Origin of the sequence: Bradyrhizobium sp. 186 (assembly GCF_023101685.1) — a bacterium.
In the GTDB taxonomy this organism is placed as follows: Bacteria; Pseudomonadota; Alphaproteobacteria; order Rhizobiales; family Xanthobacteraceae; genus Bradyrhizobium.
The window spans coordinates 5,089,793-5,102,577 of sequence record NZ_CP082164.1 but is presented as its reverse complement, the minus strand read 5'-3'; the positions used below and the strand labels follow the sequence as shown (position 1 = coordinate 5,102,577).

12 protein-coding genes are annotated in these 12,785 nt (G+C 65.2%); 4 read left to right on the top strand and 8 right to left on the bottom strand.

Going from position 1 to position 12,785, the window contains the following annotated elements; genetic code table 11:
• Nucleotides 1-53 precede the first annotated feature (53 nt).
• A complete protein-coding gene (locus IVB18_RS24370) occupies nt 54-602 on the top strand; it encodes a MarR family transcriptional regulator (RefSeq protein WP_247991447.1) in 549 nt (182 codons plus the stop codon).
• A 113-nt stretch (nt 603-715) separates the two neighbouring features.
• Here the strand turns inward: IVB18_RS24370 and IVB18_RS24365 are convergent, their stop codons facing one another.
• Nucleotides 716-967 carry a hypothetical protein gene (locus IVB18_RS24365; protein WP_247991446.1) on the bottom strand — a complete coding sequence of 84 codons (252 nt, stop codon included), beginning with the start codon at nt 965-967 and terminating at the stop codon, nt 716-718.
• Between the two features lie 162 nt (nt 968-1,129).
• Here IVB18_RS24365 and IVB18_RS24360 point away from each other — a divergent pair, with 162 nt between their 5' ends.
• Complete coding sequence (locus IVB18_RS24360) at nt 1,130-2,362, top strand: lytic murein transglycosylase (protein ID WP_247991445.1); 1,233 nt, start codon at nt 1,130-1,132, stop codon at nt 2,360-2,362.
• 6 nt (nt 2,363-2,368) lie between these two features.
• Here the strand turns inward: IVB18_RS24360 and IVB18_RS24355 are convergent, their stop codons facing one another.
• From IVB18_RS24355 to recJ, 3 genes are all read right to left on the bottom strand, one after another.
• Nucleotides 2,369-3,166: an aldolase gene (locus tag IVB18_RS24355; protein ID WP_247991444.1), complete on the bottom strand. Its 798-nt coding sequence runs from the start codon at nt 3,164-3,166 to the stop codon at nt 2,369-2,371.
• Nucleotides 3,167-3,275: 109 nt separating this feature from the next.
• Nucleotides 3,276-4,085, bottom strand: a complete 810-nt coding sequence (locus tag IVB18_RS24350; protein ID WP_247991443.1) for a glucose 1-dehydrogenase — start codon at nt 4,083-4,085, stop codon at nt 3,276-3,278.
• Between the two features lie 21 nt (nt 4,086-4,106).
• Nucleotides 4,107-5,948, bottom strand: a complete 1,842-nt coding sequence (gene recJ, locus IVB18_RS24345) for a single-stranded-DNA-specific exonuclease RecJ (RefSeq protein WP_247991442.1) — start codon at nt 5,946-5,948, stop codon at nt 4,107-4,109.
• A gap of 288 nt (nt 5,949-6,236) precedes the next feature.
• On the opposite strand from recJ, the gene IVB18_RS24340 reads away from it, so the two are divergent.
• Both IVB18_RS24340 and IVB18_RS24335 read left to right on the top strand, forming a co-directional pair.
• The gene (locus IVB18_RS24340) at nt 6,237-7,319 is read left to right on the top strand and encodes a methyl-accepting chemotaxis protein (RefSeq protein ID WP_247991441.1); all 1,083 of its coding nucleotides are present in this window, start codon (nt 6,237-6,239) and stop codon (nt 7,317-7,319) included.
• A 466-nt stretch (nt 7,320-7,785) separates the two neighbouring features.
• Nucleotides 7,786-8,529, top strand: coding sequence for an SDR family oxidoreductase (locus tag IVB18_RS24335; protein ID WP_247991440.1), 744 nt, complete (start codon nt 7,786-7,788; stop codon nt 8,527-8,529).
• Nucleotides 8,530-8,537: 8 nt separating this feature from the next.
• Here the strand turns inward: IVB18_RS24335 and IVB18_RS24330 are convergent, their stop codons facing one another.
• The 4 genes from IVB18_RS24330 to IVB18_RS24315 all read right to left on the bottom strand — a co-directional run bounded on the left by IVB18_RS24330 (nt 8,538) and on the right by IVB18_RS24315 (nt 12,761).
• The gene (locus IVB18_RS24330; RefSeq protein ID WP_247991439.1) at nt 8,538-9,578 is read right to left on the bottom strand and encodes a L,D-transpeptidase family protein; all 1,041 of its coding nucleotides are present in this window, start codon (nt 9,576-9,578) and stop codon (nt 8,538-8,540) included.
• 131 nt (nt 9,579-9,709) lie between these two features.
• Nucleotides 9,710-10,729: a 4-hydroxythreonine-4-phosphate dehydrogenase PdxA gene (locus IVB18_RS24325; protein ID WP_247991438.1), complete on the bottom strand. Its 1,020-nt coding sequence runs from the start codon at nt 10,727-10,729 to the stop codon at nt 9,710-9,712.
• Nucleotides 10,726-12,267 (bottom strand): tripartite tricarboxylate transporter permease, encoded by a 1,542-nt coding sequence (locus tag IVB18_RS24320; protein ID WP_247991437.1) that lies wholly within the window; start codon nt 12,265-12,267, stop codon nt 10,726-10,728. Before IVB18_RS24320 ends, IVB18_RS24325 begins: the two co-directional genes overlap by 4 nt.
• Nucleotides 12,268-12,278: 11 nt before the next feature.
• Nucleotides 12,279-12,761, bottom strand: coding sequence for a tripartite tricarboxylate transporter TctB family protein (locus IVB18_RS24315; protein ID WP_247991436.1), 483 nt, complete (start codon nt 12,759-12,761; stop codon nt 12,279-12,281).
• Nucleotides 12,762-12,785 lie beyond the last annotated feature (24 nt).

Sequence of the window (12,785 nt, the reverse complement as noted above, 5' to 3'; positions counted from 1 at the left end):
GCCGTTCACCTCGTCTTATTATAAGAGCACTTATATCTTATAAGAGTTCTCATATGGCGCGCAAGACGGCTGACATCACGAGATCGCAACCGCGGCGGAAGACGCCTTCCCCGGAGGACGCTGACTGGCCGGCCGCCGACGGTGCGCCGCGCGTGCCCGCCCCTGGCGAAGGCAAGCGTGGCGAGCAAGGCTATCTCGGCTATCTGCTGCGCCAGGCCCACGCAGCAGTCCGGCTGAAGATGGAGCGAACGCTCGCCGATCTCGGCGTAACCTCGCCGCAATTCGCCGTGCTGACCATGCTCAACGCCTATCCCGGTCTGTCGGGTGCCGACGTCGCCCGCCTCACCTTCCTGACGCCCCAGACCGTCGGCGTGATCATTCGAAATCTCGAACGCGACGGCGCGATCGTGATGACGCCGCATCCCGTCCACGGCCGCATCCAGCAATGGACACTGACGCCGCGCGGCGCGACGCTACTGAAGGCATGCCGGGAGCGTGTGCTGGAGCTGGAGAAACGCCTCGCCAGAGGCCTGGACACCAAGGCGGAAACCACGATACGGCGGTGGCTCGCCGGCATCGCAGCCGAATTGCAGGAAAGCTAGGCGGGACCCGTGTGCTGCTCGCCCCCCGGGCGAGGCCTAATCGCCGCCTCCGTCGCCCCCATCGGCATCAGAGAAGCCGCCGGTAGGGATATTGATATTGCGGGAACGGCGCCCTACCCGCCCTTCAACGCATTCTTAACCTCGCCGTCCGGCCAGCTCTCACTCTCTGCGATCACGCGCACGCGGCTGTGATCGGAGGCATTCACCAGCGCGTGCGAACTGACCTGATCCTCGCTGCGCTCCAGGCGCAAGTCGGTTTCCGGCTTCCAGTTCAGCGTCAGCGCCAGATCACCGGGAAATATCTGCCACCGGGATCCGTCGTCCAGCTCAACGACATGGCTTTCCGCATGCGCGCGTATCTTCATTCAACCCCGAATCGATTGCCGTGACCGGGAGGAATGCGGGAGTGCGACAGTTGTTCCGGGGAACGGCGGGCCGAAAGCTGCTCCGCTCGCGGCCGGAACCGCGCTTACTGCACGCCTCAGGAGCCGACTCACAGAGGCTCGGTTTCCCGCTAGAATGTCTGCATGAAACAAGCTGATTCCTCGGCCAACCGCACCCGTCGCGCCCTGCTCGAGTCCGCGCTTGGCGGTGCTGCCCTGCTCGCATTCCCGACGCGTATCCTTGCCGCGACGCCTCCCGGCTTCGACGAATGGCGCGAAGGTTTTCGTGCGCGTGCCATGGCAAAAGGCATTTCGGCCGCGACGTGGCAGCGCGCGATGGCGCGCGTCGAGCCCGACATGAGCGTGTTCAAGCAAATGCGCAACCAGCCGGAATTCCACGAGCAAGTCTGGCAATACATCAACCGCCGCGTCTCCGACTGGCGCATCATCAACGGCAAGATCGCGCTCAAGAACAACGAGGCGTTGCTCGCGCGGATCGAGCGTGATTTCGGCGTCGAGCGCGGCACGCTGCTGGCACTGTGGGGCGTGGAGTCCGCATACGGCGATCCCCTGGTGCAGCAGAACCACATGACGCCAGTGTTTCCCTCGCTCGCCGCGCTCGCCTGGAACGAGCCGCGCCGAAAAGCCTATTGGGAAACCGAGCTGATCAACGCGCTGCGTATCGTCGACAAAGGCTGGAGCACACCGCAGGAGATGCAGGGCTCCTGGGCCGGCGCGATGGGCCATTCGCAATGGATGCCGGAAGTCTGGCTCAATGTCGGCATCGACTATGACGGTGACGGCAAGGTGTCGCCGTTCGGCAGGCCCGACGACGCGCTGGGATCGACCGCAAAGTATCTCGTCAATCGCGGCAAGTGGCGCCGTGGCGAGCACTGGGGCTACGAGGTGCGAGCGTCCGGCGATATGAGCGGCAACCGGACCTATGCTGCGTGGCAGGCGGCCGGGGTCACGCGCGCCGATGGTCAGCCGTTTCCGCAATCGAATGCTTCGGCACAGCTGTGGACGCCGGTTGCAGGCGGGCCCACGTTCCTGCTGGGGCCGAATTTCTATTCAGTGAAGAGCTACAATCCCTCGATGAACTATGCGCTGGCGATCTGCCATCTCGGCGACCGCTGCCTCGGCGCGCCGCCCTTCATCCAGCCCTTCCCGGGTTCCGAACGCGCGCTCACGCTCGCCGAGGTGCAGGAGATGCAGACGCGATTGACCAAGGCCGGCTTCGACACCGGCGGCACCGACGGCCGTGTCGGCAACGATACGATGAAGGCGATCAAGGATTTTCAGCAGAAGGCCGGGATCGCGCCCGCGGATGGCTACGGTGGGCTGAAGGTCCTGGCGAAGCTGCGGCAGGGGTCGTAAGGCAGCTCAGTGCCGGTATTGCGGCTCCTCGGCATCCAACTGGCGGCGGATCGCCGCAAGATGCAGCCGCGCGGATTCAGAATCGCCCTCGCGCATCTGCTTGTAGGTTGCTGCGGCAATCGCAGGATCGACCGGCAGCACCTGTCGTCCCGTCGACATCGCCAACACCTGCACCTCGGCGGCGCGTTCGAGATAATAGAGGTCATCCCAGGCCTCCGCGATAGTGGGCGCCAGCACCATCACGCCGTGATTCTTCATGAAGACGATGTCGGCATCGCCGACGGCCGAGGCGATGCGCGCGCCTTCGCTGTTGTCGAGCGCGAGGCCGTTGTAGTCGCGATCCACCGCCGTACGGCCATAGAATTTGAGCGCGGTCTGGCCGGCCCAGATCAGGGGATCGCCCTCGGTCATCGACAGCGCGGTGGCGTAGGGCATGTGGGTGTGGAACGCGACCTTGGCGCGCGGCAGGCGCTTGTGCATCTCGGCGTGGATGTAGAACGCGGTCGCCTCGGGCTCGCCGTCTCCGTCGAGCACGTTACCGTGGAAATCGCAGATCAGGAGCTTCGACGCCGTGATCTCGCGGAAGGCGTAGCCGTACGGGTTGACCAGGAAGAGATCGTCATGGCCCGGCACGATGGCCGAGAAGTGGTTGCAGATGCCCTCTTCAAAACCGTTGCGTGCGGCCATGCGAAAGCATGCTGCAAGGTCCTCGCGCGCAGTGCGGATTGCGTCGGTGGCGAGATCCGGCCGGTTCGAGCGGACGGGTTCGGCCGCGGATGAGGAAGCGTGAAGGCCGTGCGCCATGGCGAAGGAAACCTTTGTCGGTTCGAGAGCTGGCCGCCTTGTACAGGGGCGACGCCTGCGCGTCAGCCCCTGCGGGCGCCACCCTGCCCTTCGCGCATCGCGGCCCGATTCAAGCCCGCCGCGGCACGCCGCCCGCGTTCATGCCGCCGTCGATGACGAGCTCGCTGCCGGTGACGTAGCGCGAGGCATCGGAGGCCAGATACAGCACGCCACTGGCGATCTCGGCGGCCTGACCGGCGCGGCCGAGCGGTGTGACGACCCGGGCGCGCTCGTCGGGGTCGATCGGCGCATTGCCTTGGTTGCCGGTCGCGCCTGTCGGGATCTTGCCCCAGATCGGTGTGTCGATGATGCCGGGATGGACCGAGTTCACCCGAATGCCGTCGCCGGCGGCCGCGCACTCCATCGCGATCGATTTTGCGAACATCCGCACGCCGCCCTTGGTCGCCGAATAGGCCGACAGTCCGGGCGAACCGCGCAGGCCCGCAAGAGACGACATCATGATGACCGAGCCGCCGCCGGTCTTGCGCATCAGCGGCAGGCAATGCTTGACCGAGAGAAACACGCCGTCGAGATTGATCGCGTTCTGCTTGCGCCAGTCACCGAGCGTCATGTCGACGATCGAAGCCACGGCAATGCCGATGCCAGCATTGGAGACGAGAATATCCAGCCGGCCGTAGCGCTTCGCGACGTCTGCCACGATCTCCACCCAGCGTTCCTCGCTGGTGACGTCCTGCGCCAGAAAGATCGCCTTGCTGCCGGCCTTGGTGATGCGCTTGGCGAGCTCGGGGCCTCGCAATTCGTCAATGTCGGTGGCAATGACGGTTGCGCCCTCGCGTGCGAACAGCTCGACGACGGCCTCGCCGATGCCCGATGCGCCGCCTGTCACCAGCGCGACCTTGCCCTCAACCTGCCCTACCATGTTCACTCCCATTTTTGTTGTTTATCTAATCACGGATGGCCCTTGGTCCGGTAGCGCCACGTCGATGACGCGAAATTGCACGCGCTCGGCGCCCTGGTAGCGATCGACCGACAATGATCCTGCGACATGCAGCTGCTGACCACGGTTGGCGACCAGTGCATTGCCGAGCTTCTGGCCGACCGAACGGAACGCGATGCCGTTGACGATCGCGCCATCGCCGGACTTGAAGCGCAGTCGCAGATGCGCCTGGCCGACCTCGTCGGCGTAGACGAGCTGATGCGCCGGCAACGCCAGCACGACGTCCGGATTGCCGCTCCCGAACGGACCTGCGCGGTTGAGCGTGGCCGCAAGCTCCGTCGTCACCGCGCGCGCGGAGACCGCGCCGTCGATATAAAGCTCGTTGACATGGCGCACCTCCGCGACGTCGCGCGCCAGCGTGCTTTCGAGATAGGCGCGAAACTCGGCAAGCTTCTCCTTCCGCAGCGTCACGCCCGCAGCCATCGCGTGGCCGCCGCCTTTCAGCAAAATGCCGTCGGCCACTGCCTGCCGCACCGCCTTGCCGAGATCGACGCCGGCGATCGAGCGGCCCGAGCCGGTGCCGATGCCGCCGGGCTCGAGCGCTATCGCAAAGGCGGGCCGCGAAAACTTTTCCTTCAGGCGGGAGGCAACGAGGCCGACCACGCCGGGATGCCAGCCTTCGGAGGCCGTGACGATGACGCCGAGTTTGTCCTCGAACCCGATCGAGGCGAGCGCCTCGGCTTCGGCCTGCGCTTCAGCCGCCTGCTCGATGACGCGGCGCTCGCTGTTGAGGCGGTCGAGCTCGGCCGCGATCCGCGCGGCCTCGACGCTGTCGCCTTCGAGCAGCAGCCGCACGCCGAGATCGGCACGGCCGATGCGACCGCCGGCATTGATGCGCGGCCCCAGCATGAAGCCGAGATGCCAGGCTTCCGGCGGCCCGTTGAGCCGCGCCACGTCCATCAGCGCGGTATGACCGACATGGTCGCGCCGCCGCATCGCGATCAGGCCCTTGGCGACGAAGGCGCGGTTGAGCCCGATCAGCGGCGCCACGTCCGCGACCGTGCCGAGCGCGACGTGATGGAGCATGCCGAGCAGATCGGGCTCAGGCATCTCGCCGCTCCAGAAGCCGCGCTGGCGCAGCTCGCGATTGACGGCAACCAGCGTCACCAGCACGAGTCCGACCGCTGCGAGATGGCCGAGGCCGGAGAGATCGTCGGGGCGGTTCGGATTGACCAGCGCGTCGACCTCGGGAAGATCAAGGCCGGATTGATGGTGATCGATCACGACCACGGACTGGCCGAGGCGCTTGGCTTCGGCGAGCGGCTCGATGCTGGTGGTGCCGCAATCGACGGTGACGAGCAGCGTCGCGCCCTTCGCGGCCAGCGCGCGGACCGCTTCGGTGTTCGGGCCGTAGCCTTCAAAAATCCGGTCGGGAATGTGGATCAGCGGATCGAGCCCGCAATGGCGCAGATGCCAGGCGAGCAGCGCTGCCGAAGTGGCGCCGTCGACGTCGTAATCGCCGAAGATCGCAACCTTCTCGCCCCGCACCGCCGCGTCCGCGATCCGCTTCGCGGCGGCCTCCATCTCCGTCACCGTGTAAGGGTCCGGCAGCAGCTTGCGGATGGTCGGGTCGAGGAAATCGGACACAGCGTCGATGTCGACGCCGCGGCCGGCCAGCACCCGCGCCAGCAGCTCGGGCAATTGGTGGCGCTGCACGATGGCGAGCGCCTTCGCGGCCCCGCGCGCGTCCAGCCGGTCGCGCCACAGCTTGTCGGTGAGCGAGCGTGCCACGCCCAGGAAGGCTTGGGGCGCTTCGACGGGCAAGGCGGTGGCGGGCGGCGTCATGATTCGAGAGACTGGCTGTTGGAAACTCGGGGCCCGGACCATCACGCAGGCGTCCGGATGCTGACTTAAGGGGATTGGCCGGGAATCCCTCGGGATTTGCAACGGCAGCCGTGCACAAAGCGGTGGATGGCCGCTCTACGGGCCGGATTGACTACCATTTAGGCATTCCGCCGAACAGCAAATTAAGCAGGCGTTAGGCGGAATCCTCGAAAAAGACTCGTATTCGATCTGTAATTTGTTGTTCCGGGTTCTTTGCAGATCAGGCCTCATTGCCAAGGGAAGTCCCCGATGTCTGCTGCGCTGGGTCTGAAAGCCAAGCCGATCGCGAACGGAACCACTGAGCCCGATGATGATTCCGACATCTCCGCGCTGATCAACCGCCTGACCGCTGAGGTCAACCAGATCGCGGTCGACAAGACCAAGTCGATCCAGCAGATCACCAACCAGATGAAGATGCTCGCGCTGAACGCGCTGATCGAAAGCTCGCGCGCGGGCGCGCAAGGCGCAGGCTTCGCCGTGGTGGCGCAGGAGGTGCGCGGCGTCGGCCAGCAGGTCGAGACCATCGCCCGCGAGCTCGAGACGCAACTGACCAAGCGCACCGGCGATCTCGTCGCCTCGATCGAGCGGATGAGCCACCGCTCGCGCGGCGAGCGCATGGTCGATTTGTCCCTGAACGCGATCGAGCTGGTCGACCGCAACCTTTATGAGCGCACCTGCGACGTGCGCTGGTGGGCGACCGACTCCGCCGTGGTCGATTGCGCGGCCTCCCCGAGCGCCGCGGCCGTCTCCCATGTATCGCAGCGACTGGGCGTGATCCTCGGCGCCTACACCGTCTATCTCGATCTCTGGCTCTGCGACCTCGACGGCAACGTCATCGCCAGCGGTCGCGCCGACCGCTTTCGCGTCGTCGGCCAGAACGTCGCTCACACCAAATGGTTTCGCGAGGCGCGCGACTTGCGCTCCGGCGACGACTATGTCGCGGGCGACGTCGAGAACCAGCCGCTGCTCGGCAACGCGCAGGTCGCGACCTACTGCGCCAGCGTCCGGGCCGGCGGCCAGGCCAACGGCGCGCCGATCGGCGTGCTCGCCATTCATTTCGACTGGGAGGCACAGGCCCGCGCCATCGTGCAAGGCGTGCGCGTCGGCGACAACGACAAGGCGCGCGTGCTGCTGGTCGATTCGAATTTTCGCGTCATCGCGGCCTCCGACGGCCAAGGCATCTTGAGCGAACGTATCTCGTTGTCGCTCAACGGCCAGCGCTCCGGCTTCTATCAGGACCGCACGGGCACGCTGGTCGCATTCCATGCGACGCCGGGCTACGAGACCTATCGGGGCTTGGGCTGGTACGGCGTGATCGTCTGCGGGGCGTGAGGCGGCCGGTTCGCAGGCCCAACTAAAAATCGCGAAAACAACCCCATGCACAGTAGCCCGGGGTGCCAGTATGAGCATTGCGTGCTCTGTCAGACCATTTGACACGTCGGGCAAAACAGCGGCAACCTGAGATCATCGTGCAGTCCGCAAACGCGGCCGTTCACCTCGTCTGAACACAAGCGCCTGCGCGGGCGCTCCCTGGTGGACCCCCCAACGTTGCGACGCCTATATGCGCTTCTCCGCGACGTAGGCTGACGTCACCAAAGGGGAATAATCCCTTACCAATCCTTGTCGTATCGCAACGAAATCTCTGGAGCATTTTTCGGCAAGGCACGCCCGTTACAGGCAAGAGCTTGCCTCATTGCTCGGGTAAAAGTCGCTTCGCATCGCGTTCATCGACGTGAGAGCGTGAGTATCACTTGGCATTCACCGTCTCACGTTCGCAAAAATACTGAGGGGACATGCCATGAAGATCGTCGTGATCGGCGGAACCGGGTTGATTGGATCCAAGCTCGTGGCGAAGCTCAAGCAGCAGGGCCACGAGGCCGTGGCAGCCTCGCCAAGCTCCGGCGTGAACGCCGTAACCGGAGAAGGACTCGCTGCGCCGCTGGCTGACGCGGATGTTGTGGTCGACGTGGCCAACGCACCATCCTGGGAGCCTGCCGCCGTGCTCGAATTCTTCGAGCGGTCAAGCACGAACCTCGTCGCGGCCGAGGCCGCAGCGGCCGTCAAGCATCATGTGGCGTTGTCGATCGTGGGGACCGATCGGTCGCCCGACATCTCCTATTTTCGTGCCAAGCTCGCCCAGGAGACCATCGTCAAGGCATCTTCGGTCCCCTACTCGATCGTCCGCGCCACCCAGTTCTTTGAATTCCTCGGCGCCATTGGTGAAGCGGGGGCGGTTGGGAGTAATATCGTCGTTCCCTCCGCGCTGTTTCAGCCGATCGCGGCCGACGACGTGGTCGATTGCCTCGCGGAGATCGCAACGGGACGGCCGATCAATGGCACGATCGATATCGCGGGCCCCGAGAAGGCTCCCTTCAATGAGTTCGTTGCGCGCCGTCTGAAGGCGTCCGGCGACAGTCGTCCAGTGATCGGAGACCCAGGCGCGCAGTATTACGGCGCCCCTATTAATGACACATCGCTGAACCCGCTCGGCGAGGCGCGGCTTGGGAAAACGCCGCTCGCAACATGGCTCGCGCGGCTGTGACGCTGGCATCAACGGGAGCCCTCGACGAACGCGACCGGCGTACCTTTCGAGACGCTGGCTGCGACGCGTTCGGCGTCCCAGTTGGTGAGACGCACGCACCCGTGCGACTGCGCCTTGGAGATCTTGTCCGGCGACGGCGTCCCGTGAATGCCGTAGCCTTCGGCGGAAAGGTTGATCCACACCGTGCCGACCGGATTGTTCGGACCGGGCTTGATGGTGAAGGGCTTGCGAGAACGAACGTCCTTGAAGTGATAATCTGGATTGTAGCGGTAGGTCGGATTTCGGCTGACCTCCGTGACCTTCAGCGTGCCCGAAGGCGACGGCTTCTCTTCGCTGCCTACGGTCGCCGGATAGAACCCGATCAGCGCATTCGACTTGTCGAAAAGTTTTACCGTCTGCCGGCTCTTGTCGATCTCCACCCTGTCAGCCTTGGCAGGCGCAGCGCCCTCTTCGCTAGACGTGTCCACGACGACGATGATGTCACTGGTGCGATCGAAATGGCGCCCCGGGTTAAGCGCCGCCAAGAGCTGCTCGCTCATGTGAAATTTCTCAGCCAATCCTTCGCGCGGACTGGTAAAGCTGAGCTTCGGGATATCCTTCATGTCCTCCATCTTCGACGGAAGTTTGCGAAGGAACGGGCCCGCCACATCCTGCTCGGTGATGGTGTAAGTCGCCGTCACTTGCCGGTCATCCGCCTGGAGCGCCTTCCAGACGTCCTCCGTCAAAGCGTCCGAACTCGGCAATTGCTGCGCTTCCGCATAGGCGCGCAGCGCTTTCTTCGCGTTCTCTCCGAACTTGCCGTCGATCTCGCCGGGCGAGAAATGCGCCCGATCCAGAAGAACCTGTAGCCGGACCCCCGCCGGGGTCGGCTTCTCGTTCGACAGGGTCTTCTTCCCCGGCTGGGCGGAATCAATGGCGGCTGCGTTCATCTCGGCGCCGAGCGCAGGCGCGGCCATCAGGGCGAAGACCAGAAAGATGCCGATCTGCCAGGTGCGGTAAACGGACCAAGCGGTATCCCGCGCCGTTCGCAGCGGCCCGTCGTCGACCATGTTGCAGCTCCGAGGTGGAGACGTTCATCGGGATGGCAACTCGGCTCGACGGCGGAAGTTTCCAGGTTTCCCGGGACGTGCGAGCCCCTGCAAGCCGTCGATCCAACGCATGTCAGCCACCGGCGCAGCCGTCAAACGCCGCCTTTGGCTCCCCGGCGACGCGCAGCCATCTCGGCCGCGAGCAGCACCGCGGCGCGGCTCGCGCCGATGGACGCAACGCCCTGGCCTGCGATGTCATAGGCGGTGCCGTGCGCCGGCGTGCAGATCGGGAACAGGAAGCCACCGAGCAAGGTCACGCCGCGATCGAAGCCCATCAGCTTCATCGCGATCTGACCCTGGTCGTGATACATCGTCAGCACCGCATCGAAGGCGCCGCCCTTGGCGCGCAGGAACACCGTGTCGGCCGGAAACGGTCCCTCCGCAGCGATGCCGTCGCGCTGGCCGGCCGCGACCGCGGGAGCAATGATGTCGATCTCCTCGCGGCCGAAATTGCCGCCATCCCCGGCGTGCGGATTGAGCCCGGCGACAGCGATGCGTGGCCGCGCAACGCCGGCGTTGCGCATGCAGGAGTCGGTTAGCTTGAGCGCGAGTTGGATGCGTTCGCCGGATAGTCGCGCGGCGACATCCTTGAGCGGAATGTGCGAGGTGACGCGTGCATTCCAGAGTTCACCAAGCACGTTGAACTCGCTTGCCGGGGTCTTGAGACCGGCGACCTCCGCGGAAAACGCGATCTCGTCGTCATAGTCGGCGCGGGCGAACCGCATCGCCTGCTTGTTGAACGGCGTGAAGCAGACCGCATCGACGCGGCCGTCGCGGCCAAGCTCCAGCGCGCGCTTGTAGTTTGCCAGCGCGAACTGGCCACCGGCAAGGCTCGCAACGCCACGCTCGACCTGCCCGGGATCAAGATGGCCGAGATCGACGAACAGCGCATCGCCCTCGGTCGCGCGGAGATCGGCACCTTGCTCTATCGTCTTGAGCTCCGGCCTGACGCCGGCGATACGGGCGCCTTCGTCGAAAACGCGCCGGTCGCCGATCACGACGAGCCGGCCACGGGCGCGGATGTCGTCCTGCGCCACGAGCTTCGCCGTCAGCTCCGGGCTGATGCCGGCGGGATCTCCCATCGCCAGTGCAATGAGCGGCCTTGAGGTCATATGATCACCTTTTCCTGGCTTGGAGTCTGATCGCCGGGCGACACGGGCTTGCGCGGCAGCAAACGCGCAAACTGCAGCACAAGCGGAAGCAGCAGCAGCACGATGCCGGCCACGACCAGGCACGTCACGAGGCGGTTGGCAAAAAAGATCCCGAGCGATCCCTTGGACATCAGCATCGATTGGCGGAATGCGTCCTCGGCCTTGTCGCCGATCACGATCGCGAGCACCAGCGGGGCCAACGGATAGAACAGCTTCTTGAAGAGATAGCCGACGATCCCGAAGCCGAGCATCATGACCACGTCGAGATAGGAGTTCGACACGGAATAAGCGCCGACGACGCAGATGATCACGATCAGCGGCGCGATAATCACGAAAGGAATCCGCAGCAGGGCGGCAAACACCGGGACGGTGAGCAGCACCAGCGCGACGGCGACGATGTTGCCGACATACATCGAGGCGATCAGGCCCCAAACGAAATCCTTCTGGTCGACGAACAGCATCGGCCCGGGGTTGAGGCCCCAGATCATCAGCCCGCCCATCATGACCGCCGCGGTGGCCGAGCCGGGGATGCCGAGCGAGAGCATCGGCAGCAGCGCGCTGGTGCCGGCCGCATGATCGGCCGTCTCCGGCGAGATGATGCCTTCGACCTCGCCCGTGCCGAAGTACCGGCCGCGACGCGAGAAGCGCCGGGCGATGCCGTAGCTCATGAAGGACGCAGCGGTCGGACCGCCAGGCGTAATCCCCATCCAGCAGCCGATCGCCGCGCTGCGCAGCAATGCGACGCTATGGCGCGGCAGTCGGGCGACCGCGCGAAATACCTCGCGCCAATCGATCTTCGAGGAGACGGCGCGGGCGTGAAACTCCTCTTCAACAGCGACCAGGAGCTCGCCGATGCCGAACAGGCCCATCACCGCGACGACGAAGTTCACCCCCTTCACCAGTTCGTCGATCCCCATGGTGAGGCGCACGCTGCCGGAGACGGTGTCGATGCCGATGGCGGCGATCGCAAAGCCGATCGCCAGCGCTACGACGGTCTTGATCGGCGCAGCACCGCCCATGCCGACGAAGCTGGCAAAGGCGAGGAAATAGACCGCAAAATATTCCGGCGGCCCGAAGGCGAGCGCGACCTGCGCCACCCAGGATGCGAGGAAGGTGATCAGGATGACGCCGACCAGCGCGCCGAACGCCGCCGAGCCGAAGGCGGTGGCGAGCGCCGTCGTCGGTCGGCCATCGCGCGCCATCGGGTAGCCGTCGAACGTGGTGGCAACCGACGACGGCTCGCCGGGGATGTTGAACAGGATCGAGGTCACGGAGCCGCCGAACAACGCGCCCCAATACATGCTCGAGAGCAGGATGATGGCCGAGACCGGCTGCATGCCGAAAGTCAGCGGCAGCAGCAGCGACACCCCGTTCGGTGCGCCCAGCCCGGGCAGCACGCCGACGAGAATGCCGAGCAGCACGCCGGTCACCATCAACGCCAGATGCGGCACAGTGACCGCGATGCTGAAGCCGTGCAGGAGCTCCCCGAGATTGTCCATCGCCCTCTCCGTCAGAACCCGAACGCGGTGCCGAGCGCGCCGTGCGGCAGCGACACCTGGAACATGCGCTCGAACACCACGTAGAGCCCGAGCGACGTCGCAACCGCCATCATCGACGAACGGAGCAGGGATTGATGCTTCGGGAGTGCGAGCACCGCGAAGATATAGAAGGCCGACGCGATATATATCCCGATCAACGGTATGACCGCGACGAACACCGCCGCAGGCACGAACAGCCCCGCGAGCCGGCGCAGCTCGGTCTGCGTGATTGCGACGGGAACGCTTGCGAGCGTCGCGCCCGGCAGGACGCCGCGCGCCAGGTTGTAGAGACTCCCGAGAACGATGATGATTCCGATCAGGAACGGAAACGTACCGGAATCCACCCCCGCGCTCGACCAGCCGATACCGTTGTCGAGACTCGAGACGGTCACCGTGACACCAAAACTGCCGGTCAGGACGGCGGTCGCGAGTTCAAGAGCGCGGCGCGATATCATCAGCGGCTCCAGCCGGGCGCGAGA